The following is a 23,430-nucleotide window of genomic DNA, read 5'->3' on the forward strand; positions in this document are numbered from 1 at the left end:
TCTGGTGCGGGCCGGCGTCGTGCGTTCCTGCTGAAGCCTTGGCCCGCTCCAGTGCTCGACGTGCGGGTGCATTTTCGACGCACGTGCTCACTTGCGCGGCGCACATATGGGCCGCGGAAAGGAACGTGCGCAGCGGAAACGCGGATGCGTGTCGCTGGCGACAGAGGCTCCTGGCTGGCCCCGCCCGCGCCGGCGCTTTTCCACATAGCCACAGAAGCCCCTTCTTGGCAGCGGGCCCTGGGGGCAGCGTGGAGATATGACCAACCTCCCGCCGTTCCTGCTGTCGCGGGACCGCATTTTGCACGGGCTCAGCGCCAACGATCTGGCCAAGCGCATGCGGTCCGGCGCCCTGGTGCGGATCAGGCACGGCGTGTATGTCGACGGGCCCACATGGCGGGCCATGAGGCCCTGGCAGCAGTACCGCATTCGGGTCCAAGCCGCGGCGGAGACCTTTGAAAAGCCCACCATTTTCGCCCGGCATTCCTCGGCCAGCGTGTGGGACATCCCGTTCATCGGGCAGAACCACCCCGTGCAGGCCCTCACGTTGAAGAACGACGGCGGGAGGTCACGTGCCGGAGTCACCCGCCACTTCGCTGCGCGTGAGGGTTTGGAAGTGGTGAAGCTGGAGGGGCTCCTGGTCACCGGACGCGTCCGGACTGTTCTGGATCTGGCCGCTTTCAGCCCCTTCACCGAAGCCATAGCGCCGCTGGACCACGTGCTGCGGCAGGACCTGGGCCGTCAATTGCATGCCCTGGCCAAGGCCGAACTGGAGGCAGGCATTGGTGGGCTTTACTCCGCGGCGGCGGCGCGCAGGATCCGGACCGCCATCGCCTTTGCCGATCCCGCATCCGCTTCAGCAGGCGAGTCCTGGAGCCGCGCGCTGATCCACGTGGCCGGCTTTGAACCCCCGATCCTCCAGCAGCGCTTCACGGACGCCGCCGGACTGGTAGGGTACTCGGACTTCTACTGGAAGGACTCACGGGTCATTGGGGAGTTCGACGGCGAAGAGAAGTACGTCAAACCCGAGTTCCTCAAGGGCCGGACCACATCCGAGGTCGTTATCGCCGAGAAGAACCGCGAAAACCGGCTTCGTTCGTTGGGATTCCGCGTGGAGCGGTGGGACTGGGCGGACCTCGCTGCGGCTGGAACGCTGGAACGGAAACTGGCGGCGGCAGGCGTGGCCCGGCGTCGTACGCGTTCCGCTGTTTTCGACACGCAAAACTTCCCATGACACGATCCCTCCATGGCGCGGCGCTTATTTGGAGTGCGCTCAGGAATTTGCGCGTCGGGCCGGAACTTGAGCAGCGGAAATGAGGATGCGCGTCGCTCGGGGGTGGATGGAACCCTCGCCCTGCCGCAAAATAGGCAGTAGGCTTACTATCTTGCAGCTGGGCGCATGCAGTGCCTGATGACCAGAACCCTATTTGGCGGTTTGAGCGCGTAAAAGGAGTCCCATCATGAAAGCTCTTGTATGGCACGGCGAAGGCGACATCCGCCTGGACAACGTGGACGATCCCACCATCCTCGATCCGAACGACGCCATTGTCCGCATCACCCGCAGCGCCATCTGCGGCACCGACTTGCACTTCATCCGCGGCACCATGTCCGGCATGAAGGAAGGCACCATCCTGGGCCATGAAGCCGTGGGAGAGGTGACGGCCGTGGGCAAGGCCGTGCGGCGGTTCGCGCCCGGGGACCGCGTGATTGTCTCCTCGACCATGTCCTGCGGCGTGTGCTGGCAGTGCCGGGCCGGACATACTGCGCAGTGCGATGTTGCCAACCCGAACGGCCCGCAGGCGGGGACGTGCTTCTTCGGCGGACCGGAGACCACCGGCCCCATCAACGGGCTGCAGGCGGAGTACGCGCGGATTCCGTGGGCCTCGAACACCCTGACCCGGCTGCCGGACAATGTCAGCGACGAACAGGCCATCCTGCTTTCGGACATCTTCCCCACGGCCTGGTTCGGCGCGCAGCTGGCCGGCATCCAGCGCGGCGACACGGTGGCCGTGTATGGCGCGGGCATTGTGGGGCAGCTGGCAATCGCGTCCGCGTTCCGGCAGGGTGCGTCGCGGGTGTTCGCCGTGGACGGGATCGAGACCCGGCTGGTCCAGGCGCTCGACCAGAACGCAGATGTCATCAATTTCAACAGCGAGGACCCCGCGGAGGCCCTGCAGGAGGCGACGCAGGGAATCGGCGTGGACGCGGTGATCGATGCCGTTGGCGTGGATGCGCAGCGGCCCTGGGCCGGGCCCGCGGCGGCCAAAGGCGAGGAGCAGGCGGAGCAGTTCGCGCAGGAAGTGGCCGAGGTTGCCCCGTCCACCAATGTGCAGGGCGACAACTGGGTGCCGGGGAACGCGCCGTCGCAGGTTTCGCAGTGGAGCATCGAGACCGTGCGGAAGTACGGCCGCATCGGGATCATTGGCGTGTACAGCCCGGCGATGATGACCTATCCCATTGGCCAGGCCATGAACAAGAATCTGACCATCCGGATGGGCAACTGCGACCACCGATCGGTCACGCCGCCGCTGGTGGACCTGGTGGCCTCCGGTGTCTTCGACCCCACCACATTCATCACCCAGCACGAACCGATCAGCGACGTGGTGGACGCCTACCTGAACTTCGACCGGCGCGAGGAAGGCTGGCTGAAGACGGTGCTGACCACCGCATAGCCTCCCCCTGCACCACCGGCGGTCCGCTCCTTTTGGCGCTGGCCGCCGCCGTGTTTCCCCTGCCGGGCATTTCTGCGGGAAATCGTTGCGCTGACGTCCGGTTGCGGGGGACGATCTTAGGCGTCAACACATTGGCGTGTCTCCCTGGCGGGGCCCGGACAAGGCAAGGGTGGGAAACCGTGACGAAACAAGTCCCTGATGCAGACGGGGCACGGCCGTCGATGCTGGCTCTCGCGGAGGTTTTCAAGGCCGCGGCCCATCCGGTGAGGGCGCAGGTCCTGGACACGCTGTCCCATGGCGGGTCTTCCATCCCGGAACTCTGCGCGGCTACCGGCGAGAAGGCCTCGCACCTGTCGCGCCACCTGGCCCAACTGCGGAGCCAGCGGCTGATCGAGTGCCAGCGCTCCGAGGGGCGGCTGATGTACCGGCTCGCTAGCCCTGAGGTGGCGAACCTGCTTGCCGCCGCACGCTCCGTGCTGCAGGCGCAGGTGGCGGCTGCCGTGGTCCGCGCGAACTACACACCGAGGCGGACGCATAACGTTGCCACACCTATGCCGGCGCCGCCTGGCGTCCCTGGTACCACCCCGGCAACCTTTTCCGACGAGCAGTTTGCGGAGCTGGAACATACCCTGGCATCGCGGGCGGTGATTGCTGACGCGTGCGAAGCAATAGCTGCGCGATGCGGCTTTACCTTGGACGAGGCGGCGAAGCACCTCATCATGACGGCGCGCAACGCCAACCTCACTCTTCGGGCAGCGGCCGCCCAGGAGCTGCAGAACGCGCATCACGGGACCGGATCCTGATCCCCGATCTCCATGTCCTCCCCATCCATCCGATACTAAGGTCCCTTGACCTTGCAGCGGAGCGAGGGCCACACTTCTAGCAGAATTGACGAAAACGTCTATCCGTCAATTCTCTGGCCGGCCACCCGGTCCAAGGAAGCCAGCAGGAAGCCCGGGGGCACCGCTCTCCCCGTTATTGGGGGGTTCCTGGTGTGGATTGGATGGGGAGGGGACAGGCTGCCCTTTCCCCATCCACTTCCGGCCGTCAATACTGGCGATATTGGCGGCAGGCGTCCCTATTCGCCGACGGTCTCCTGAAGGACCTCCCGTGCCACATCATGCAGTGGCGTACTCTCGCCCCGGGAGCGGGCCAGCAGGACCGCCAACGCTTCCTGCGAGGTGAGATTCAGCCGCTCAATCAGGATGCCCTGGGCCTGGGCGATCATGTCCCTGTTAGTCAAGGCCTCGGCTAGCTCGTCAGTCATCCGCTGCGCAGCCGCCCGGTCCCGCACATGGCCCAGCAGGACCGCGGCCGGGGCAGCGAGCCGCTCGATCAGGAACACCGAGTTGTCGTCGAACGCCAGCGGGACGGGTGAATAGACTTTCAGGGCACCGATCGGCCTTCCCTCAGGCGTCAGCGGCGCGCTGAGGACCGACCGCAGCGGAAAGCCGGCAACTGCCGCCGTCCACTCCGGCCAGCGGGTTTCCCTCCATGTGTCCTGGATGATGACGGCGCGCTGCCCGGCCCAGGCGCTCAGGCATGGCCCCTGGCCCAGTTCATACTGCAACTTGTCCGCCTGGAGCACCAGACTGTCTGTGGCACCTATGGTTTCGCCGCGGCCGTCGGCGCTGATCAGGGAGACCCCCGCGCCCGCAGCGTGCGGAATCACGTCCCGCAGCGCAGACGCCAGGGACTGCACGGCCCTTGAAGCATCCTCCGCGGAGAGGAGGCCGGTGACCATCCGTCCGGTGAGTCCGGCAGGCTCATAGGCCGGTGGAAGCAAATAATTCATGGCTTGGCACCTTGTCATGGCTGGGCAGCAGGGGCTGCCGAAGGTTTCGACAATATTTTGCTACCGCCTGCCCTGCCGGCGAAAGAGCGCCCACAGATACGTCCATTTGAGTTAGGTTAGCCTCACCTTATACGGTTCTTCGGTGATGACAGAGACAAAGCTCACCGGCGTTCCGTTTGCCGCCGACCTTGCCCGCTTCGGAGACCGTCCCGCCGTGAGCACGGGAAGCCTGTCCCTAAGCTACGCGGAACTGGCCCTCCGCGTGGAGGAATTTGCCAGGACGTTGGGGCACGGCCGGCGGCTCATTGCGCTGGAGGCCGGGAACACCCTGCCGTCTGTGGTGGCCTACCTGGCGGCCTTGTCCTCGGGCAATCCCCTGCTGGTCCTTCCAAGCGGCGAGTCCGCCGCAAATGCGCTGATAACTGCCTACGATCCGGACATCGTAGTCCGGACATCCCACCCCGGTGACGTGGCCATGGACGTGCGCCGGGAGCAGACCTCCCACGACCTGCACCCCGATCTGGCCCTGCTCCTCAGCACGTCCGGATCCACCGGCTCCCCCAAGTTGGTCCGCCTTTCCGCGGACAACATCCAGGCCAACGCCGCGGCAATCGCTGAATACCTGCAGCTGCAACCGGCCGACAAAGCTGCCACCACCCTTCCGCTCTCCTACTGCTACGGGATGAGTGTGGTGAACAGCCACCTTCTGGCGGGCGCGTCCCTGGCGCTGACGGACCTCTCGGTTGTGGACCCCTGTTTCTGGGACCTGGTCCGCACCGGTAACGTGACCTCATTCGCCGCCGTACCGTACACCTTCGACCTCCTGGACCGCGTGGGATTCCGGGACATGGACCTGCCGAACCTGCGCTACATCACCCAGGCCGGCGGACGGCTGGCACCGGAGCGGGTGCGCTGGTACGCCGACCTGGGCCGGCGGAAGGGGTGGGACCTGTTCGTGATGTACGGCCAGACCGAGGCCACGGCGCGGATGGCATACCTGCCGCCGGAGCAGGCCGTGGTGCATCCCGAGTCCATCGGCGTACCCATCCCGGGCGGCTCCTTCCGGCTGGAGCCGGTCGCCGGGCTGGACGCCGATGAACTGGTGTATTCCGGCCCCAACGTGATGCTGGGGTACGCCGAACGGCCGGAGGACCTCGGCCTGGGCCGGGTCCTGACCGAACTGCGCACGGGCGACCTGGCCAGGCGAGCGCCCGAGGGGCTGTACCAGATTGTTGGCAGGCGCAGCCGCTTCCTGAAAATTGCCGGGCTCCGCGTGGACCTGGGACACGTGGAGCGGATTCTGACGGACCTCGGTGTCACGGCGGCCGCCGCCGGTTCCGACGCCGCGGTGACTGCCGCCGTCGAAGGCGACCACGACCTCCCCCTGCTCGCCAAAACCCTGGCGCAGGACCTGGGCCTGCCGCGCGCCGCCGTCGGACTTCACCGCGTCGAAGCCATACCGCGCCTTGGCAACGGAAAGCCCGACTATCCGGCCGTCCTCGCCCTCGGCCGTGGTGAAGAAGCGCACGACGGCGGCACTGCAGTTCCCGGCGCGGGCTCCACTGATGTGCCGCGCATCTTCGCGGAGGTGCTTGAAGTGGACCGCGTCGCCGACACCGATACGTTCGTATCCCTGGGCGGCGACTCCCTGTCCTATGTGGCGGCGTCTGTCCGGCTGGAGCATGCACTCGGGTACCTTCCCGAAGGCTGGCACCTGATGCCTGTCTGCGAACTGACGCCTGCGCCGCACGTGGCACCGGCTGCCGCGCCCGCCGGCAAACCTGCGGGGACCCGGGTTCACCGGGTGCAGCGCCCGTTGCTTGCACCAATGGAGACGGGAATCGTGCTCCGTGCGGTGGCGATCATTGCCATCGTCTCCACGCACATCGGGTTCTTCCACTGGCAGGGCACCGCGCATGTGCTCATGGCCGTGGCGGGGTACAACTTCGCGCGGTTCCAGCTGGCCGGGGAGCGTGGTGCGCGGTTCCGGCGGCACCTGCGCAGCATCGCCCGGATCGCCGTGCCCAGCATCGCCGTCATCGGGTTCGCCTTCGCCGTCACGGACAAATACGCCTGGCACAACGTAGTCCTGCTCAATCCGCTGCTGGGCCCTGAAGGATGGAGTGACTACTCGCGGTTCTGGTTCGTGGAGATTCTGGTCCACATCCTCCTTGGCCTTTCCCTGCTGCTGGCGATACCGGCCGTTGACCGGGTGGTGCGGCGCTGGCCGTGGGCGTTCGGCGTGGTTCTGGTTGCCGTTGACCTGCCCCTGCTTTATGGCCTGGTGGACAGCCGCTACCCGGGCCAGGGTCCGGTGCTGTGGCTGTTCGGACTGGGCTGGGCGGCCGCCGCCTCCCGCACCCAGTGGGAGCGGATCGCGGTGACGGGTCTTGCCTTCCTCACGGTTCCCGCGTCCTTCGACAACCCCTACCGCAGCGCCACCATCCTCGCCGGCTGCCTGGTCCTGCTCTGGCTTCCCACGCTGCGGGTTCCCCGCGGACTGCGCCGGGTCACGGCGCTGCTGGCCAGCGCATCGCTGTACATTTACGTCACGCACTGGCTGGTGTACCCCCTGTTCGACTCCGCTGATGTCTTCGAACCCCTGGCCAAAGGCCTCGCGGTACTGGCCTCCCTGGCCTGCGGGGTCCTGTACTGGGCGGCGGCAACGCGCGCCATGGGCCTGGGGGAACGGTGGCTGAAGGGGCGCCCGGGGAGTCTGCGTGGACGCCCAGCGGCGGTGCGTTCCGGCGGCAGGTGAGCCGCCGTCGTCGTACCTTTTTCGAGCCGTATTGCTGTACGCGGTGAAGGAGCAGCAAAGTAGTAGGCATGGAAGACGTCACCGGGACCATCGAGCTCTCCGGGGAGCTGCTGCACCTCAAGTGGGGGCACGGGGATGTGGTCACGGAACGCGATGCTGTGGCGCTGATGGAGCGCGCCAAAGAGCTTAGCGGCGGCCGCGCCCTGCCGCTGCTGGTGGAAATAACCGGCGTGGAGTGGATTGACCAGGGGGCGCTAAAGGCCTTTGCCGGTACCTGGCCCCTGACGCGTGCCGCCGTGGTGGGCACCTCCCCCGTGGACCAGACCCTTGCCAGCTTCTACACCGGCAGGCACAAGCCGGTGCACCCCACCCGGTACTTCACGTCCATGGATGAGGCGATGGCGTGGCTGGAGGAGGGCGGCTGATTTCGCCTGGCGCCGGGCATTCAGGAGCGGCAAGGAACCTGCGCATCGAAACCAATTGCTTGGCTTCGGGAGGCCTGTTCCTTGTTGACAGGAATGCGCAGGACTATGTTGGAGCTACTCCGGGCCTTACTGGGAAGGCCACAGCTGGCAGGTCTCCGCAGAGGTATCTCATGAGTTACGTGCCGGTCAGCCGACGCACCATCAGGAGGCATCGGGAATCCGAACGGTCCACCCGGCGCCTGGTTGTAGCCCTTGCCGCAGCGGCTGTGGTGGCCTGGCTGCTGTCCGTCAGCTTGTCACCCATGGTCTATGTCGATGGATACGTCCATGCCGTCGACCTCGTGGTGCACGACCTATGCCTTGTTGTGGCTTTTGGCGCCATCATCCTGGTCGACTGGCATGGTTTTCTGTGGTTGATCGGCCGGCGCGGACTTGGCGAGATCATTCGACTGGACGGGGCTGCGACTCCGCTCATCTGGGGCGGTCTTGCCGGCCTGCTCGCCACCGGTGCGTTCCTGAGCCCACATCTGGAAAACCCCATGACCGACGTCAAGCTCGCTGCGGTTCTTGTCCTCAGCCTGAACGGGATCATGCTTGTGCCCCTTATGCGGCGGCTCGCCCGGCTGCCGGCCGACACCACCTTCACGGACTTGTCCCCTGGCCAGCGGGTGCACTTGCTGTCCTGCCTGGCCGTGTCACAGCTGTGCTGGTGGACAGCAATCATCATTGGGTTCATCAACGCTGAGTCCTGAAGCCGCAAGCCTGGCCCGCATAGTGACGCGCAGAAGCGCCCGCGACGCGCATATTCCTTTTCGCGGCCCGAATATGGGCTGCGCAAAGGAATATGCGCGTCGAAACGGAATATGGGCCTCGCAAACGAATACCCGCAGAAGCGCAGGTCAGGTGGCCTCCCGGGCCGATACCACAGCCGCTGTCTGCGTGGCGGCCCAGCTGGCCAGCACCTTCAGCGCATCCTCCGACGGAGTGCCCGGCTCGGCCGTATAGATGTTGATCCGCAGCCCCGGGTCCGCGGGGAGTTCCATCGCTTCGTAGGTGAGGTCCAGGTCCCCCACGATGGAGTGGTGCAGGCGTTTGCGGCCCGTGCGGTGGTACTTCACGTCGTGCCGGGCCCAGCGGATGCGGAACTCCCCGCTGCGGGTTGAGAGCTCGCCGATCAGGTCGGAGAGGTCCTTGTCGTACGGGTTCTTTCCGGCGGTGGAGCGCAGGACCGCCACGATGTCATCCGCGCTCCGCTCCCAGTCGCGGAAGAACTCCCGTGCCTTCGGATTCAGGAAGGTGAACCGCGCGCTGTTCGGCGGAGTGACCGGCTCCGCCATCATTTCCAGGTACAGGGCCCGGCCCAGCTCATTGGAGGCCAGCACATCGCCGCGGTCGTTGCGGACCCAGGCCGGCGCCGTCGTAATCGCATCGATGACCCGCTGCACGCTGGGACGCACCGTCAAGGGACTCCGCTTGCGCCGCACCCGCGGGGCGGCGGTGGCCGCGCGGGCCAGGTCGAAAAGGTGGGCCGTCTCGGCGTCGTCCAACTGCAGGGCGCGCGCCAGGGCCTCAAGGACGCTGTCCGACGCGCCGGACAGGTTTCCCCGTTCCAGCCGGATGTAATAGTCGACGCTCAGCCCGGCCAGCATCGCCACTTCTTCCCTGCGCAGCCCCGCCACGCGCCGGTTGCCGCCGTACGCGGGCAGCCCGGCCTCTTCCGGCGTGAGCCGGGCGCGGCGGGAGGTCAGGAATTTCCGCACGTCATCGCTGTTGGTCATGGGTTCAACGGTACGCGTGCCCCAACCAGCGAAGGAGGGACTGGCAAGCCCTCCCACAATCGCGGACACCCACATAGCGTGAAGGCATGGAACTCAAACTCAACAACGGTGTCACCATGCCCGCACTCGGCCTGGGCGTTTTCCAAAGTCCCCCGGAAGAGACGACGGCGGCCGTCGAGACCGCGCTGGAGGTGGGCTACCGGCACATCGACACCGCCGCCGCGTACGGCAATGAGCGGGAGGTGGGCGAAGGGATCAGGCGTTCGGCCCTGGCGCGCGAAGACGTCTTTATCGAGACCAAGGTGTGGGTCAGCGACTACGGCTACGATCAGGCGCTGCACGCGTGGGACAAGGCCGTGGGCAAGCTGGGTGTGGAGCAGCTGGACCTGTTCATCCTGCACCAGCCCGCCCCGGACCGGTTCGACAAAACCATCGCCGCGTACAAGGCCTTGGAAACCCTGCTCAAGGACGGACGGGTGCGGGCCATCGGCGTCAGCAACTTCATGCCCCACCACCTGCAGCAGCTGCTGGCGGAAACCGACGTGGTCCCGGCCGTCAACCAGATCGAGCTCCACCCGTACTTCCAGCAGCAGGCCGTCCAGACCATCAATGAGGACCATCGGATCCTCACCCAGGCCTGGTCGCCGATCAGCGGCATCACCTTCTACCCCGGCTGGGGCGAGAACCGGAAGAACGTCATGCGCGACCCGGTGATTGCCGGCATCGCGCAGGCCCACGGCAAGACCCCCGCCCAGGTGATGCTGCGCTGGCACCTGCAGCAGGGCCGCTCCGCCATCCCCAAGTCCACCAATCCGGCACGCATTGCGGAGAACTTCGACGTGTTCGATTTCGAGCTCGCCGCCCAGGAACTCACTGCCATCGACGCCCTGGACTCCGGCGTCCGCAGCGGCCCGGACCCCGATGTGGCCCGCCCGGAGCGGTTCGCCATGGTCATCCCCGAAGCCTAGACCGCCGCAGATAGTAGGAGCACAGCATGGATTACCGCCCGCTTGGCCGCACCGGTGTGCAGGTCAGCCCCCTCTGCCTCGGCGCGATGATGTTCGGCCCGTGGGGCAACAACGACCGCGCCGACGCCACCCGCATCATCCACCGCGCCCTGGACGCCGGCATCAACTTCATCGACACCGCGGACGTGTACTCCGGCGGTGCCTCCGAAGAGATCGTGGGGGAAGCACTGGCAGGAAGGCGCGACGACGCCTTCCTCGCCACCAAGTTCTTCATGCCCATGGACGAGAAGGACCCCAACCAGCGCGGCGGCTCCCGCCGGTGGATCATGCGCGAGGTGGAGAACTCCCTGCGCCGTCTGAACACCGACTACATCGACCTCTACCAGGTGCACCGGCCCAGCCCGGACACCGACGTGGAGGAGACCCTGGGCGCCCTCACCGACCTGGTCCGCCAAGGCAAGGTGCGTTACATCGGTTCCTCGTCCTACTCCGGTTCGCAGATCGTCGAAGCCCAGTGGGCGTCCCGCGAGCGCAACCTGGAGCGGTTCGTCACCGAGCAGCCGCCCTACTCCATCCTGGTCCGCGGCATCGAGGAGGATGTCCTTCCCGCGGTGCAGCGGCACGGGATGGGCACCCTCACCTACAGCCCGCTGGCCGGCGGCTGGCTTTCGGGCCGGTGGCGGAAGGACTCGGCGTCCCGGCCCACGTCGTCAGCGCGGCCGAGTGCCCGGTTCGACATGACGCAGCCGGCCAACCAGCGCAAGCTCGACATCGTGGAGGAGCTGGCCCAGGTGGCCGAATGGGCAGGCGTCACGCTCATCGAGATGGCCATCGCGTTCGTCATCAACCACCCCGGCGTCACCTCCGCGATCGTGGGCCCGCGCACCATGGAGCAGCTGGAGTCCTACCTCCCGGCCGCGGACACCGTCCTGGCCCCCGAGGTGCTGGACCGCATCGACCAGCTGGTCGCCCCCGGCGTCACCGTCAACCCGGACGACAACAGTTACGGCGCCCACGAACTGACGCCCAACGCACGACGGCGGCACCGGCGCTAAGTGCCTGCCCCCGCCAAATCCCCCACGAAAGGAAATACCAATGGCAACATGGCTCATCACAGGCTGCTCCACCGGACTTGGCCGGGCGCTCGCGGAGGCCGTGCTCGCGTCCGGGCACAACGCCGTCGTCACCGCCCGGAACGTGGACGCGGTGCAGGACATCACTGCCGGCTTCCCGGACACCGCGCTTCCCCTGGCCCTGGACGTCACCGACAAGGCGCAGATTGCCGCAGCGGTGAAGCAGGCGGAGGAGAAGTTCGGCAGCATCGACGTGCTGGTGAACAACGCCGGCTACGGCTACCGGGCGGCGGTGGAGGAAGCGGACGACGCCGACATCCGCCGCCTGTTCGACACGAACTTTTTCGGCGCGGTGGACATGATCAAGGCAGTGTTGCCGGGCATGCGCGCCAACAAGGCCGGCTCCATCCTGAACATTTCGTCCATCGGCGCACGGATCACACCGCCCGGCTCCGGCTACTACGCGGCCACCAAGGCTGCGCTGGAGGGCATGTCGGGGTCGCTCCGCAGCGAGCTGAAGCCGCTGGGCATCAATGTCACCGCGATCGAACCGGGCGGCTTCCGCACCGACTTCGCCGGCCGCTCGCTCACGCAGTCCGCTTCGGCGATCGGTGACTACGCGGACACCGCCGGCAAGCGCCGCAAGGAACACGACACCGCGCACGGCAACCAGCCCGGCGACCCGGACAAGGCAGCACGGGCGATCATCGCCGTCGTGGAATCCCCCAACCCGCCGGGCCTGCTGGTCTTGGGCACGGACGCGTTCGGCGCCTTCGGCAAGGTGGCGGAAGCCCAGCGCGCCGAGCTGGAGCAGTGGCAGGAGCTGAGCACCAGCACCGACATCACGGACTGACCCTGCTGCTGGCTTGGCCCGCCACCGTGCATTCCCGCCCAGTTGCTCTTCCGCTTTTCCCGGACCGCGCCGTGGCTGACGGCGTGTCCAGGCCCGGGTACCGGAGGGGCCGGGAGTAACTGGGCTGGAGTGCGGGGAACCGAATATGGGCAGGCGCGTCGCCGGGGATCGACGGGTCCTCGGGCCCTACCTACCGGGCCGGAACGCGCCAAGAATCGCAAGTACCAACGCGAAGAAGGGCTCCGGCGATGATGTGGGGTTACGGGCAGGGCGCAGGCTGGTGGCTCTGGGGCATCCTGATGCTCTTGGGCATAGCGCTGCTCGTCTTCGTGGCCGTGCGGGTGTTCGGCGGTGGTATCCGGAGCGGCGGGAAGGGGCGGGAAGGGCCGCCGGCATCGACGGCGCGGCAGATCCTCGATGAGCGCTTCGCGAAGGGTGAACTGACCGCGGAGCAGTACCGCGAACAGCTCAGGGTGCTCGGCGAGGGCCGGTAGTGCGCCCCATAAGCCGCCGGCAGGCTCTCCTCCTCGGCGGGCTGGGGGCTGCGGGCACTGTGGCAGGCGGAGCCGGCCTGATCTGGTCCCTGTTCTCCCCCGCCGCCCGGCCCCCTGGCGGCAACCTGATCCAGCCGGAAGAACTCCGGAGCGGGGACGGGCAACTGCAGGTTCGGCTCGCAGCCGGCCCTGCGCAGGTCCAGCTTGGCGGGCGGCAGGCCACGGCGCTCGCGTACAACGGCAGCGTGCCCGGGCCCACCCTTCGTCTCAAGGCTGGGGACACCCTCAAGATAAGTCTCACCAACAGCCTGTCCCAGCCCACCAACCTGCACGTGCACGGCCTCCACGTGTCGCCCGAGAACAATGGGGACAACGTGTTCGTCGCGGTCGCGCCAGGCACTTCGTTCGACTACGAATACCGGCTGCCCGCGGATCATCCGGCCGGCCTGTACTGGTACCACCCCCATCATCACGGGATGGTGGCCGACCAGGTCTTCGCCGGGCTCTATGGAGCCATCATCGTGGAGGACCCTGAGCCAATCGAGTCCAGCGCCGAGCGTGTGCTGGTGGTATCGGACACCTCGGTGGACGGTTTGGGGAACATCAGCGCCACGTCAGTGATGGGGCGGATGGCGGGCCGGGAGGGCGAACTGCTCCTGGTGAACGGCCAAATCAACCCCCAGTTCACTTCCCGTCCCGGGCAGCGGGAACGGTGGCGCGTCGTCAACGCCTGTGTAGCGCGCTACCTGCAGCTGCGGCTGGACGGGCAGCAAATGCAGCTGCTGGGCATGGACTCCGGCCGGTTCCGCGAACCGCGGCAGGTGGAAGATCTGGTGCTGACCCCCGGTAACCGGGCTGACCTGCTGGTCACCACCAAGGCCGGCACCTCCTCTTTGCGCGCGTTCCGGTACAACCGCGGCAGCACCGCGGGGATGATGGGCCAGGGGCCTGGGCCGCTTGGACCCGCTGAGCCGGCCGACGGCGTGGCGCTGGCTTCTTTCCAGGTGGCCGGCGAAGCTGCCCCTCCCCAGGCAGCAATACCTGCACAAAGAGCGCCTTTGGACCTGAGGGGTGCAGCAGTGGCCGCCCACCGGCAGATCGTCCTGTCCGCCGGCATGGGAATGGGCGGGGCCGGCATGATGCGCTTCACCATCAACGGCAGGGAGTTCGATCCGGCCAGGACCGATATCACGGCCGCGGCCGGAACCGTCGAGGAATGGACCCTCATCAACACCAGCACGATGGACCACCCGTTCCACCTGCACGTCTGGCCCATGCAGGTCGTCGAGCAAAACGGTCAGCGAGCCTCCTCCCCCGACTGGCGCGACGTGGTGAACCTACCGGCAAACGGACGGATCAAGGTCCGGGTTGCATTCGCGGACTTCCGCGGACGCTCCGCCTACCACTGCCACATTCTGGACCATGAGGATCTTGGCATGATGGGCGCTATTGAGGTTCGGTGAGCAATCGGCACCCTGCAGGGCAACCAGCCAGGCCCCTAACGAGGCGTCAAAATTGAGTAGTTAGTACTCATGACACGGCGCGTAGCCGGTGCGAAAGTGGATTCTATAGCTCCATCACGTCACAAGAGGAACCACCATGGCAGCAAAACGGCGTCGCTCGCGCAGCAAGGGCGGCGGCACTATCGGGTGCGCCCCCTTCCTGGTCCTGATCGTCATAGCCATCATCATCAAATTCTGGTGGGTCATCCTCATCAGCCTGGGTGTGGTGGCAGTGACGGTGGCGCTGGTCCGCACTACGAAGGCTCCGGCCCGTCCGGCTCCGATACCCCCACCTAAGCCGCAACCCGTCATTGCCGCACCCCATGTACCCGTTGGCGGCGACGACCTCACAGCCCACATGCGCAACCAAAAACGGGCCGGCCGCGAACGGGACCTGCAGGAATGGGACTACGAGTGGATCCGGCTGGCCCATCCGGGCAAGAGCCTCCGCGAAGTCAACGAAATCGCGAACGCCCACTTCGCCCGCGGCCGCTCCATCGGCATCAACTGGGGTGAGCCTTCCGGCCCATGAGTCCCGGCCAACCATGCATTCCCGCCCAGTTACTCTTCCGCTCCTCCCGCGGCGCGCCGTGAGGGACGGCGTGCCCTTGGCTGTGCACCCGGGCGGCCGGGAGTAACTGGGCTGGAACGCACGCCTACCCCGAAATGGTTCCGCTGCTGCGGCCGTGCTGAAGGCCCGTGGCGAACCCGATCGACACGGGCACCGGCGCCGCACAGCAGGATCCGCCGACAGAATCACCGGCATCATCCGAGTCGCTGGGGATGCTGGTGGAGCACACCCCGGTTTCCGGCAGTTCGAGTTCCACGGCGTCCGCGGCGTCCTTGTCTCCGGCCAGGGCTGCGGCGATGGAGCGGACCTGCTCGTAGCCGGTGGCCATCAGGAAGGTGGGCGCCCGGCCGTACGACTTCATGCCGGCCAGGTAGAAGTCCTTCTCCGGCTGGGCCAGGATGCGGGCGCCGTGGGCGGGGACTGTTCCGCAGCTGTGGAAATCGGGATCGATCAGCGGGCCGAGGGCTTTGGGTGCCTCCACCGCCGGGTCCAGGTCCAGGCGCAACTCGGAGAGCATGGCCAGGTCCGGGCGGAAACCGGTAGTGGGAATCACGCGGTCCACCTCAACAGCGCGGCCGTCCGTTGAGTGCACTGTCACCGCGCCGTCATGCACGCCGATGGAAGCGGTGTGGAAGTCCGTCAGGAGCTGGACGGCACCCGTGTCGACGGCGGTGCGGAGCCTCGCGCCGAGCTGGCCGCGGGCGGGCAGTTGGTCGGCATCCCCGCCCCCGTAGGCGCGGGCGGGTGTGGCCGCGCGGATGGCCCAGAGCACCTCGGTGCCGGGATTGGCGCGGGCCAGCCGGGCCAGGTCAAGGACCATGTTGGCCGCCGAATGGCCGGAACCTATCACCAGGGTGCGGCGGCCGGCGAAACCACCAGCTGAAACATCGGGCAGTGGCCCCGTGACCAGGCCCGCCGCCCGGGCCTCTGCCTCGCCGGGGGCGGGCAACCCTGACGATCCCAGCGGCGCCGGGGTGCTCCAGGTGCCGGAAGTATCCACCACGGCGCGGGCAAGCACCTGGGTGACCTTGCCGCCGTCGTGCTCTATCCGCAGCAGGAACGGGGCAGTGTCCCGGCCCTGGCTCCTGCCCTTGTCCATGCCCTGCCGGCTGACGGCCACCACCCGCGCCCCGGTCCTGATTCGGTCCTTCAGTTCCGGCGTTGCGGCCAGCGGTTCCAGGTACTCGGACACGATCTGGGCGCCGTACGGCAGGGCGGTGGGCCGGGGCGCTTCCCACCCGGAGCGTTCCAGCAACCGGACCGAGGCAGCGTCCAGGTTGTACTTCCACGTGGAAAAGACGCGGACGTGGCCCCACTGGCGGATGGCAGCGCCAACAGTTGGGCCTGCCTCGAGGACCAATGGCTCCAGCCCGCGTTCCAGCAGGTGCGCGGCCGCGGCCAGGCCGACGGGTCCGGCGCCGATCACGGCAACAGGCAGGGACTGCAGGGACTCAAGCGATGTAGGTTCCGGCGATGTCATGGCATGCTCCAATTCAGCTCTGGGCAGGAATGAGGGAGGCGATCAGGGCTTCCACCCGGGTCCTGATCTGGTCGCGGATGGGCCGGACGGACTCCACGCCTTTGCCGGCGGGATCCTCCAGCACCCAGTCTTCGTAGCGTTTGCCCGGGAAGTAGGGGCATTCGTCGCCGCAGCCCATGGTGATCACCACGTCAGAGTCCTGCACGGCTTCGGTGGTGAGGATCTTGGGGATCTCGGCGGACATGTCGATGCCCACCTCCGCCATGGCCTGGACCGCAGACGGGTTGACCTTCTCCGCCGGCTGCGATCCGGCGGAACGGACCTCGATGGCGCCCTGCGAGAGCGAGGTAAGGAACGCGGCGGCCATCTGGGAACGGCCGGCGTTGTGGACGCAGACGAACAGGACGGAGGGTTTGTGGCTCATGAGAGCACCTTTCGGTCAGCCGCGACGGCAGCGGCAGCGGTGAAGGAGGGGTAGAGGAAGCGGACCAGGAAGTATCCCAGGGCACCGCCCAGCAGCTGGGCCAGGATGAAGGCAGGGGCCGACGGCGGTGCGATGCCGGCAAAGGTGTCCGTGAGGGTCCGGGCGATGGTCACCGCCGGGTTGGCGAAGCTGGTGGAGCTGGTGAACCAGTAGGCGGCGGTGATATACCCGCCGACGGCGAAGGCCACCCTGTCCGCCCGGCCGGACCGGACCGTGCCGAAGATGACCAGCAGGAGTCCCACCGTGGCGATGACCTCGGCAAGCCAGAGGTCAGGCCCGGTGCGCTGGTGCGTGGACCAGGCGACCGCGTCCAGCCCGAACATCAGGTTCGCCGTGATGGTTCCGGCCAGGCCGCCCAAAACCTGGCCGGCAATCAACCCTGCCGCGGTCCTGGTGTCGATCATCCCCAGTGCACGTTCCACCAGGGTCACCACCGGATTGAACGACGCCGACACCGGCTGCAGTGCCACGATCAGCGCCACCAGCGCGGCACCCGTGGCGAGGCTGTTCTGCAGAAGCTGCAGGCCGGCGTCGTCCGGGGACAGCCTGGCTGCCATCACGCCCGAGCCCACCACGGCCATCACCAGGAAGGCGGTGCCGATGAACTCGGCGGCGGCACGGCGGGAAAGTGTGCTCACGTGGCCTGCCCGCCAATCAGGGCGGCCAAATTCTGCAGCGCCTCGGTCCGGGCGCGGTAGTAGACCCACACCCCCCGCTTTTCCCGGTCCAGCAAACCCACCTCGTGGAGGATCTTCAGGTGGTGGCTGATGGTGGGCTGGGACAGCTCAAAGGCGTCATTGAGGTCGCAGACGCATGCTTCGCCGCCCTCATGCGAGGCGACCAGGGACATCAGCCGCAGCCGGACCGGATCGGCCAGCGCCTTCAACAGCGGCGCGATTCCTTCCGCTTCCGGTTCTGACAACGGCTCCCTCGCCAAGGGCGCACAGCAGGCGACGGCCTGGACGGGGGTCAGCTCCAAAGACATAGACACATGTAAATATTTACACTCATCTATATCTTTGGCAATCCGCAGAAATCCCCCCTGCTTCCTCCGCCCCTTGCAACGCCCACAGCCACGGCAAATAGGATGGCCCCGAGAGCTTTTGGCAGCAGACGAAGGGCGCCGCAATGATCGAGATCCTGAACCCCGCTGAAGTGGCCCGCGCACGGGAGACCGGAGCCCTGGTGGCGGACATCCTGCAGGCCATGAAGAGCCGGGCCGCCGTGGGCACCAACCTGCTGGACATCGACCAGTGGACCAAGGAGATGATCACCGAGGCCGGGGCGGAGTCGTGCTACGTGGACTATGCGCCGTCGTTCGGCCGCGGCCCCTTCGGCCACTACATCTGCACGGGCGTCAACGATGCCGTGCTGCACGGGCTGCCGCACAACTACGAACTGGCCGACGGCGACCTGCTCACCCTGGACCTCGCCGTCGTGAAGAACGGGGTGGCCGCCGATGCCGCCATCAGCTTCCTGGTGGGCGATTCGCGGCCGGCGGAGAGCGTGGCGATGATTGAGGCCACTGAGCGCGCCCTGGCTGCCGGGATCGCTGCGGCAGGGCCAACGGCCAAGATTGGCGACATCTCCTACGCCATCGGCCGGGTCCTCACCGACGCGGGGTACCCCATCAACACGCAGTTCGGCGGGCACGGCATCGGCTCCACCATGCACCAGGACCCGCACGTGCCCAACATGGGCCGGCCCGGCCGCGGCTTCAAGCTCCGGCCCGGGCTGCTGCTGGCGCTGGAGCCGTGGATCATGGCGGACACGGCTGAACTGGTGACGGACGACGACGGGTGGACGCTCCGGAGCGCCACAGGCTGCCGGACGGCCCACACGGAACACACCATCGCCATTACCGACGACGGCGCCGAGATCCTGACCCTGCCGTCGCGGTAGGTGCCGGGGCGCTTCGCCCGCTGCCGCGGCTGAGCCGGCGCGCGGAGTACGAGCGCGCGGAGTACGAGCGCGCGGAGTACGAGCGCGCGGAGTACAGGCGCCACTTCAGTAGAGGTAGACGTCCACCAGCAGGGCGGCCAGCGCGGTGATGGCGGCGGTCGCTGCCACGCTGCGGGCTGCGTCCCGCCTGCAGGGCCCGGACATGAGGGCGATGGCGGTGCCGGCAAGGGTGAACACTCCCGTTCCCGTGTCCTGCCAGCTGATGGGGAACGGCGGGAACGGCAGGTCGTGGGAGAACAGGCCGACCGCTGCAGTCCAGTTCAGGATCGAATTCCAGGCCATGGGCATCAGGAGGGCCGCGGCTGCCGCCGTTGCCACGACCCCCACGCGCCGTTCCCTCCGCACCAGCAGGAGCAGGACCAGTGCCACGACGGCGGACAACAGCGCGCCCACGAACATCGCTTGCAGGCTCATCAAAAGCCCCCGGGGTTCATTACCCGCATACGTCCAGTCTAGGCACCGGAGGCAGGTGCGAACCCGGCGCCGGAAGGTCCTTCTATTCGGTCCCGGCCACGGAACTGCGGCGTTCCAGGAGCAGCGTGTCCTGCCAGTGGCCCGCCTTGGGGCCGTGGTTGATCCGGGCAATCCGTTCCCGGGTTCCCACCACCCGGAAGCCCAGCTTCCGGTGCAGGGCAAGGCTCGCCATGTTCTCCGGGAAGATGCTGGACTGGATGGTCCAGATTCCGGCCGCTTCCGTCGACTCAATCAGGGCGTCCAGGAGCACCCGGCCCACGCCGCGGCCCTGTGCCTGCGGGGCAACATAGATGGAGTGCTCCACGAGGCCCCAGTACACCTCCCGTGAAGAAACCCGGGAGACCGCGGCCCATCCCAGGACCCTGCCCGCATCTTCGGCGACGAGCCGGTGCCCAGGCAACCGCACGCCGTCGAACGCCTCCCAGGTGGGCGGCTCGCTCTCAAAGGTCGCCTCCCCCGTGGCGATGCCGGCGGCGTAGATTGCGTGGACCGCAGCCCAGTCGTCGGGGCACATGGGGCGGATGGTGACGGGACTGTCCATGCGTCCCATTATGGTGGCGCGCTGGCACCCCTCCGTCCCGCGAGACGGCACTTCACGGCGATGCTTCGGGGAAACATTGCCGTGAAGTGCCATCTCGCGCGGGGGGTGTGGGCGTTACGGTGCGACGGCGGTCAGCCGACGTGGACCCACGGGCGCTGGGTGACATCCGGGACGGCCTCGCGCAGCACCTCCCGGGTCACCGGCGCGATCTCTCCCTCGCCCAGGAACAGGAACCGTACCAGGTTGTTGATCGGGTTGCCCTCGGTCCAGCGGAAGTAGATGTGCGGCATGAGCCCGGTGATGTCCCTGATGTGCAGCAGGACGGAGGCGATGGTGTTGGGGACCACGGGGCCGTGGACTTCGAGGATGTGATACCCATGCCGGTTCACTCCCTTGACGTGCAGCTCGGTTTCGAAGTCCGAGGAATCATCCACCACAACCTCGAGGAACAGGGCGTCGCCGGCCAGCGGCAGGTGGCTGACCTCGATGGCGGACTCCAGCTTGTCCCGGTACGCTTCCGCGGTCATCCGCAGCGGCTCGTGCGCGATGATCGCGATGGGCCCGTCCAGGGTGCTGGACATGAACTCCAGGGCCTGCTGGTCCAGGTGCACCCGGGTGGCATGCAGCTCGAAGGAGCGGCGGACCCGGGACAGCAGCGAGATGACGATGATCCCAAGGATGAAGATGGCGGCGATCCGGATGCCCTCGGGCCGTTCGAAGATGTTGGCCACCGTGGTGTAGGCGAACACCACGGTGATGGCGCCGAAACCCACCGTGAGGTTCCGCTGCCCGTGACGGCGCGCCGATAGCGTGACGGCCACGGCGGCGGAGGTCATCAGCACCAGGACGCCGGTGGCGTAGGCACCGCCCTGGGCATCGACGTCGGCCTTGAAGATGAAGGTGATCAGGAAGCCGACCAGGGTGAAGACGAGCACCAAAGGCCGGACGGCCTTGGCCCAGGCCGGAGCCATGCCGTACCGCGGCAGGTAGCGGGGCACGAGGTTCAGCAGGCCGGCCATGGCCGACGCGCCGGCGAACCAGAGGATTCCGATGGTGCTGATGTCGTAAACGCTGCCGAAGCCCACGCCGAGGTATTCGTGCGCCAGGTAGGCCAGGGCACGCCCGTTCGCCTGGCCGCCGGGCTGGAATTCCTGCTCGGGGATCAGGACAACCGTGATGAAGCTGGAGGTCAGCAGGAAGGCGCTCATGATCACGGCGGCGGTGGTGAGCATACGCCGGGTACCCCGGATGCGGCCGGCCGGGTTTTCCTCCGTGTCCTCCTCTGCGCCCAGGACCTGTGGCATCACGGCCACGCCGGTTTCGAAGCCGGACAGGCCCAGGGCCAGCTTGGGGAACACGAGCAGCGCGATGGCCACGGCCATCACCGGATTTCCGTGCGACACCCACAGGTTGGTCCACCAATCCCCCATGGCGGCGGGGTGCGAGAGTACCTGAGCGAAAGTAACGGCAACCACGATAGCGTTCAGGCCCAGGTAGAACACCACCAGGACAACGGCGATGCCGATGGCTTCCTTGAAGCCGCGCAGGAACACAGCGGCCAGCAACGCAAGCAGGAAGAGGGTGACGGGGACGTTCTGGCCCTGCAGCCACCCCGGAGCCACCGGGTTCCCGAGCAGGTGCGCGGTGGCGTCTGCTGCCGAAAGGGTCATGGTGATCATGAAGTCGGTGGCTGCGAATCCCAGGAGGACCAGCACCAGGAGCTTGCCGCCCCAGCGCGGCAGCAGCCGCTCGAGCATGGCGATGCTGCCTTCACCGCGGGGGCTTTCGCCGGCAACCCTGCGGTACACCGGCAGGGCGCCCAGCAGGGTCACCGCCACCAGTACCAGGGTGGCCAGCGGGGAGATGACCCCTGCTGCAAGCGCAGCAATGGCCGGCTGGTAGCCAAGGGTGGAAAAGTAGTCCACCCCCGTCAGGCACATGACCTGCCACCATGTGTGCTTCTTCTCATGCTGCGTCGGCACGCCCCCGGGACCGGGATGGGCGCCCTTGCTGTCCTGGAGCCCGAAGAGCAGCCAGCCCTGGAACGTCTTCCTTCCGTGCGCGTGATGCGCGGAAGGATCCGCCGGGGGCCTGCTTAACGTGGTCATGTTTGCCTTTCCGCGCTGCCCTTTGCACCGCGACCACCTGCGAAGCTAGCACCGGCCAAAACGCCCCAAGCGCCAAAACGGGATTTCTTAATGATTCCTTGACGCCTGGTTTGGGACGGCAGGCTGCGGGACTAGGATGGGTCCACCGCGGCCTGAACGTAGTGGGCCACGGAAAGCACAGCCGAACACCGAAAGGAAACCCGGCACCATGGCAGACACTCCCAATCCCATCCAGATCCAGAAGTTCCTGGGCGGCATCGACTACCCGGCGAAGCGTGAAGACCTGCTGTCCAGGGCCAAGGAATCCGGCGCCGACAACAACGTGATGGAGGCCCTCGAGGCACTCCCCGACCGGGAATACGACAGCCCCACCGCTGTCAGCTCCGCGATTTCGGACAGCAACTCCTAGGTGTATTGACCACGGAGGTTAGGAACATGCGGCGTGGTTAGGTGACAAAAAGAAGACCTCCAAGTGGAGTGGGGCTTGTCTAAGAGTCCGATCCACAAGGAGGTCTTCAATGTCCCATGCTAACGCGCTTCTGACGCCGAAGGGACGGCTCCGGCTGGCCCGGTGCATCGTCGATGACGGGTGGCCGCTGCGCCGTGCTGCTGAGCGGTTCCAGGTGTCGGTGACGACCGCAGCGCGGTGGGCGGCCCGTTACCGGGAGCACGGGGAGCACGGGACGGGTGATCGTTCCAGCCGGCCCATCAACTCCCCGCGTCGGACCTCCACGCGGCGGGAGCGGCGGATCGTCGCGATCAGAGTCAACCGGCGCTGGGGCCCGGCACGGATCGGCTATCTGCTGGGCATTCACCCCTCCACGGTGCACCGGGTGCTGTCCCGGTTTGGGCTGGCGAGGCTGGCGTGGATGGACCGGGCCACGGGCCGGGTGATTCGCCGGTACGAGCACCACAGCCCCGGGGACCTGGTCCACGTCGACATCAAGAAACTTGGACGGATCCCTGACGGCGGCGGACACCGCAGTGTCGGCAGGGCCGCCGGAAACCGGAACAAGACCGGTACCGCGGCGAACCGGAGACCGGGTCACGCCTTCTTGCACAACGCCGTCGATGATCACTCCAGGCTCGCCTACACGGAGATCCTGACCGATGAGAAAAAGGACACTGCGGCCGGATTCTGGGAACGCGCCAATGCCTACTTCGAGTCCCACGGGATCACTGTCAAACGGGTCCTGACCGATAACGGATCCTGCTACCGCTCCTACGCATTCAAAGACGCTCTGGGCCCGGACATCAAGCACAAACGCACCCGCCCCTACAGGCCTCAGACAAACGGCAAAGTCGAGCGCTACAACCGCACCATGCTCGACGAATGGGCCTACGCCCGTCCCTACGCCTCCGAGGCCGAGCGTGTTGCCGCTTTCGCCGACTGGCTCCATCATTACAATCATCATCGAGGCCACACCTCACTCAACGGTCAGCCACCGGCCAGCCGCGTCACCAACCTCTCAGGTCAATACACCTAGGCGGGTTC

24 protein-coding genes are annotated in these 23,430 nt (G+C 67.0%); 15 read left to right on the top strand and 9 right to left on the bottom strand.

Annotated features, from left to right (window positions below):
* The first annotated feature begins 256 nt into the window (after window positions 1–256).
* The 3 genes from LFT44_RS15840 to LFT44_RS15850 all read left to right on the top strand — a co-directional run bounded on the left by LFT44_RS15840 (window position 257) and on the right by LFT44_RS15850 (window position 3,472).
* Window positions 257–1,231: a hypothetical protein gene (locus LFT44_RS15840; protein WP_236799381.1), complete on the top strand. Its 975-nt coding sequence runs from the start codon at window positions 257–259 to the stop codon at window positions 1,229–1,231.
* 226 nt (window positions 1,232–1,457) lie between these two features.
* On the top strand, window positions 1,458–2,669 hold the full coding sequence (locus LFT44_RS15845) for an alcohol dehydrogenase catalytic domain-containing protein (protein WP_236799382.1): 1,212 nt from the start codon (window positions 1,458–1,460) through the stop codon (window positions 2,667–2,669).
* Window positions 2,670–2,848: 179 nt separating this feature from the next.
* Window positions 2,849–3,472 (top strand): metalloregulator ArsR/SmtB family transcription factor, encoded by a 624-nt coding sequence (locus LFT44_RS15850; protein ID WP_236799383.1) that lies wholly within the window; start codon window positions 2,849–2,851, stop codon window positions 3,470–3,472.
* Between the two features lie 275 nt (window positions 3,473–3,747).
* Here the strand turns inward: LFT44_RS15850 and LFT44_RS15855 are convergent, their stop codons facing one another.
* Window positions 3,748–4,464 (bottom strand): GAF and ANTAR domain-containing protein, encoded by a 717-nt coding sequence (locus LFT44_RS15855; RefSeq protein WP_236799384.1) that lies wholly within the window; start codon window positions 4,462–4,464, stop codon window positions 3,748–3,750.
* A gap of 145 nt (window positions 4,465–4,609) precedes the next feature.
* On the opposite strand from LFT44_RS15855, the gene LFT44_RS15860 reads away from it, so the two are divergent.
* The 3 genes from LFT44_RS15860 to LFT44_RS15870 all read left to right on the top strand — a co-directional run bounded on the left by LFT44_RS15860 (window position 4,610) and on the right by LFT44_RS15870 (window position 8,399).
* Window positions 4,610–7,222, top strand: a complete 2,613-nt coding sequence (locus LFT44_RS15860; protein WP_236799385.1) for an AMP-binding protein — start codon at window positions 4,610–4,612, stop codon at window positions 7,220–7,222.
* Between the two features lie 68 nt (window positions 7,223–7,290).
* Window positions 7,291–7,647 carry a DUF7793 family protein gene (locus LFT44_RS15865; RefSeq protein WP_236799386.1) on the top strand — a complete coding sequence of 119 codons (357 nt, stop codon included), beginning with the start codon at window positions 7,291–7,293 and terminating at the stop codon, window positions 7,645–7,647.
* 170 nt (window positions 7,648–7,817) lie between these two features.
* Window positions 7,818–8,399 (top strand): hypothetical protein, encoded by a 582-nt coding sequence (locus LFT44_RS15870; RefSeq protein ID WP_236799387.1) that lies wholly within the window; start codon window positions 7,818–7,820, stop codon window positions 8,397–8,399.
* A 147-nt stretch (window positions 8,400–8,546) separates the two neighbouring features.
* On the opposite strand, the gene LFT44_RS15875 is transcribed toward LFT44_RS15870, so the two are convergent.
* The gene (locus tag LFT44_RS15875) at window positions 8,547–9,425 is read right to left on the bottom strand and encodes a helix-turn-helix transcriptional regulator (RefSeq protein WP_236799389.1); all 879 of its coding nucleotides are present in this window, start codon (window positions 9,423–9,425) and stop codon (window positions 8,547–8,549) included.
* 86 nt (window positions 9,426–9,511) lie between these two features.
* Between LFT44_RS15875 and LFT44_RS15880 the strand changes: the two genes are divergently transcribed.
* The 6 genes from LFT44_RS15880 (at window position 9,512) to LFT44_RS15905 (ending at window position 14,847) form a co-directional block, all read left to right on the top strand.
* Window positions 9,512–10,393, top strand: coding sequence for an aldo/keto reductase (locus tag LFT44_RS15880; protein WP_236799391.1), 882 nt, complete (start codon window positions 9,512–9,514; stop codon window positions 10,391–10,393).
* Window positions 10,394–10,419: 26 nt separating this feature from the next.
* The gene (locus LFT44_RS15885; protein ID WP_236799394.1) at window positions 10,420–11,448 is read left to right on the top strand and encodes an aldo/keto reductase; all 1,029 of its coding nucleotides are present in this window, start codon (window positions 10,420–10,422) and stop codon (window positions 11,446–11,448) included.
* Window positions 11,449–11,488: 40 nt separating this feature from the next.
* Window positions 11,489–12,319: an oxidoreductase gene (locus tag LFT44_RS15890; protein WP_236799397.1), complete on the top strand. Its 831-nt coding sequence runs from the start codon at window positions 11,489–11,491 to the stop codon at window positions 12,317–12,319.
* A gap of 248 nt (window positions 12,320–12,567) precedes the next feature.
* On the top strand, window positions 12,568–12,813 hold the full coding sequence (locus tag LFT44_RS15895; protein WP_236799399.1) for an SHOCT domain-containing protein: 246 nt from the start codon (window positions 12,568–12,570) through the stop codon (window positions 12,811–12,813).
* A complete protein-coding gene (locus LFT44_RS15900) occupies window positions 12,813–14,276 on the top strand; it encodes a multicopper oxidase family protein (protein ID WP_236799401.1) in 1,464 nt (487 codons plus the stop codon). The genes LFT44_RS15895 and LFT44_RS15900 overlap by 1 nt, the downstream gene beginning before the upstream one ends.
* A gap of 136 nt (window positions 14,277–14,412) precedes the next feature.
* Complete coding sequence (locus LFT44_RS15905; RefSeq protein ID WP_236799403.1) at window positions 14,413–14,847, top strand: hypothetical protein; 435 nt, start codon at window positions 14,413–14,415, stop codon at window positions 14,845–14,847.
* 124 nt (window positions 14,848–14,971) lie between these two features.
* Here the strand turns inward: LFT44_RS15905 and LFT44_RS15910 are convergent, their stop codons facing one another.
* From LFT44_RS15910 to LFT44_RS15925, 4 genes are read right to left on the bottom strand one after another with little or no spacing between them, the layout of a single operon-like run.
* Window positions 14,972–16,366, bottom strand: a complete 1,395-nt coding sequence (locus tag LFT44_RS15910; RefSeq protein ID WP_236799404.1) for an FAD-dependent oxidoreductase — start codon at window positions 16,364–16,366, stop codon at window positions 14,972–14,974.
* Window positions 16,367–16,379: 13 nt separating this feature from the next.
* Complete coding sequence (locus LFT44_RS15915; RefSeq protein ID WP_236799405.1) at window positions 16,380–16,790, bottom strand: arsenate reductase ArsC; 411 nt, start codon at window positions 16,788–16,790, stop codon at window positions 16,380–16,382.
* Complete coding sequence (locus LFT44_RS15920) at window positions 16,787–17,488, bottom strand: aquaporin (RefSeq protein WP_236799406.1); 702 nt, start codon at window positions 17,486–17,488, stop codon at window positions 16,787–16,789. The genes LFT44_RS15915 and LFT44_RS15920 overlap by 4 nt, the downstream gene beginning before the upstream one ends.
* Window positions 17,485–17,835, bottom strand: a complete 351-nt coding sequence (locus tag LFT44_RS15925; RefSeq protein WP_236802921.1) for an ArsR/SmtB family transcription factor — start codon at window positions 17,833–17,835, stop codon at window positions 17,485–17,487. The genes LFT44_RS15920 and LFT44_RS15925 overlap by 4 nt, the downstream gene beginning before the upstream one ends.
* 143 nt (window positions 17,836–17,978) lie before the next feature.
* On the opposite strand from LFT44_RS15925, the gene map reads away from it, so the two are divergent.
* Window positions 17,979–18,752 (top strand): type I methionyl aminopeptidase, encoded by a 774-nt coding sequence (map, locus tag LFT44_RS15930; RefSeq protein WP_236799407.1) that lies wholly within the window; start codon window positions 17,979–17,981, stop codon window positions 18,750–18,752.
* Between the two features lie 105 nt (window positions 18,753–18,857).
* Here map and LFT44_RS15935 read toward each other — a convergent pair whose 3' ends face one another.
* From LFT44_RS15935 to LFT44_RS15945, 3 genes are all read right to left on the bottom strand, one after another.
* Window positions 18,858–19,226 (bottom strand): hypothetical protein, encoded by a 369-nt coding sequence (locus LFT44_RS15935; protein ID WP_236799408.1) that lies wholly within the window; start codon window positions 19,224–19,226, stop codon window positions 18,858–18,860.
* An 82-nt stretch (window positions 19,227–19,308) separates the two neighbouring features.
* Window positions 19,309–19,827 (bottom strand): GNAT family N-acetyltransferase, encoded by a 519-nt coding sequence (locus LFT44_RS15940; RefSeq protein ID WP_236799409.1) that lies wholly within the window; start codon window positions 19,825–19,827, stop codon window positions 19,309–19,311.
* A 131-nt stretch (window positions 19,828–19,958) separates the two neighbouring features.
* Window positions 19,959–21,935 (bottom strand): amino acid transporter, encoded by a 1,977-nt coding sequence (locus tag LFT44_RS15945; RefSeq protein ID WP_236799410.1) that lies wholly within the window; start codon window positions 21,933–21,935, stop codon window positions 19,959–19,961.
* A gap of 208 nt (window positions 21,936–22,143) precedes the next feature.
* Between LFT44_RS15945 and LFT44_RS15950 the strand changes: the two genes are divergently transcribed.
* Together LFT44_RS15950 and LFT44_RS15955 are read left to right on the top strand one after the other, a co-directional pair.
* Window positions 22,144–22,344, top strand: coding sequence for a DUF2795 domain-containing protein (locus LFT44_RS15950; protein WP_236799411.1), 201 nt, complete (start codon window positions 22,144–22,146; stop codon window positions 22,342–22,344).
* 109 nt (window positions 22,345–22,453) lie between these two features.
* Window positions 22,454–23,422 carry an IS481 family transposase gene (locus LFT44_RS15955; RefSeq protein WP_236799412.1) on the top strand — a complete coding sequence of 323 codons (969 nt, stop codon included), beginning with the start codon at window positions 22,454–22,456 and terminating at the stop codon, window positions 23,420–23,422.
* Window positions 23,423–23,430 lie beyond the last annotated feature (8 nt).

Origin of the sequence: Arthrobacter sp. FW306-05-C, assembly GCF_021801725.1 — a bacterium.
GTDB lineage: Bacteria > Actinomycetota > Actinomycetes > Actinomycetales > Micrococcaceae > Arthrobacter.

Bases quoted from the DNA above. Each gene is read 5' to 3' on its own strand.
- LFT44_RS15950 (WP_236799411.1), top strand. From the start codon at position 22,144: ATGGCAGACACTCCCAATCCCATCCAGATCCAGAAGTTCCTGGGCGGC.
- LFT44_RS15845 (WP_236799382.1), top strand. From the start codon at position 1,458: ATGAAAGCTCTTGTATGGCACGGCGAAGGCGACATCCGCCTGGACAAC.
- LFT44_RS15860 (WP_236799385.1), top strand. From the start codon at position 4,610: ATGACAGAGACAAAGCTCACCGGCGTTCCGTTTGCCGCCGACCTTGCC.
- LFT44_RS15925 (WP_236802921.1), bottom strand. From the start codon at position 17,835: ATGTCTTTGGAGCTGACCCCCGTCCAGGCCGTCGCCTGCTGTGCGCCC.
- LFT44_RS15880 (WP_236799391.1), top strand. From the start codon at position 9,512: ATGGAACTCAAACTCAACAACGGTGTCACCATGCCCGCACTCGGCCTG.
- LFT44_RS15865 (WP_236799386.1), top strand. From the start codon at position 7,291: ATGGAAGACGTCACCGGGACCATCGAGCTCTCCGGGGAGCTGCTGCAC.
- LFT44_RS15905 (WP_236799403.1), top strand. From the start codon at position 14,413: ATGGCAGCAAAACGGCGTCGCTCGCGCAGCAAGGGCGGCGGCACTATC.
- LFT44_RS15955 (WP_236799412.1), top strand. From the start codon at position 22,454: ATGTCCCATGCTAACGCGCTTCTGACGCCGAAGGGACGGCTCCGGCTG.
- LFT44_RS15910 (WP_236799404.1), bottom strand. From the start codon at position 16,366: ATGACATCGCCGGAACCTACATCGCTTGAGTCCCTGCAGTCCCTGCCT.
- LFT44_RS15855 (WP_236799384.1), bottom strand. From the start codon at position 4,464: ATGAATTATTTGCTTCCACCGGCCTATGAGCCTGCCGGACTCACCGGA.
- LFT44_RS15915 (WP_236799405.1), bottom strand. From the start codon at position 16,790: ATGAGCCACAAACCCTCCGTCCTGTTCGTCTGCGTCCACAACGCCGGC.
- LFT44_RS15870 (WP_236799387.1), top strand. From the start codon at position 7,818: ATGAGTTACGTGCCGGTCAGCCGACGCACCATCAGGAGGCATCGGGAA.
- LFT44_RS15935 (WP_236799408.1), bottom strand. From the start codon at position 19,226: ATGAGCCTGCAAGCGATGTTCGTGGGCGCGCTGTTGTCCGCCGTCGTG.
- LFT44_RS15890 (WP_236799397.1), top strand. From the start codon at position 11,489: ATGGCAACATGGCTCATCACAGGCTGCTCCACCGGACTTGGCCGGGCG.
- LFT44_RS15945 (WP_236799410.1), bottom strand. From the start codon at position 21,935: ATGACCACGTTAAGCAGGCCCCCGGCGGATCCTTCCGCGCATCACGCG.
- LFT44_RS15940 (WP_236799409.1), bottom strand. From the start codon at position 19,827: ATGGACAGTCCCGTCACCATCCGCCCCATGTGCCCCGACGACTGGGCT.
- LFT44_RS15875 (WP_236799389.1), bottom strand. From the start codon at position 9,425: ATGACCAACAGCGATGACGTGCGGAAATTCCTGACCTCCCGCCGCGCC.
- LFT44_RS15885 (WP_236799394.1), top strand. From the start codon at position 10,420: ATGGATTACCGCCCGCTTGGCCGCACCGGTGTGCAGGTCAGCCCCCTC.
- LFT44_RS15895 (WP_236799399.1), top strand. From the start codon at position 12,568: ATGATGTGGGGTTACGGGCAGGGCGCAGGCTGGTGGCTCTGGGGCATC.
- LFT44_RS15840 (WP_236799381.1), top strand. From the start codon at position 257: ATGACCAACCTCCCGCCGTTCCTGCTGTCGCGGGACCGCATTTTGCAC.
- map (WP_236799407.1), top strand. From the start codon at position 17,979: ATGATCGAGATCCTGAACCCCGCTGAAGTGGCCCGCGCACGGGAGACC.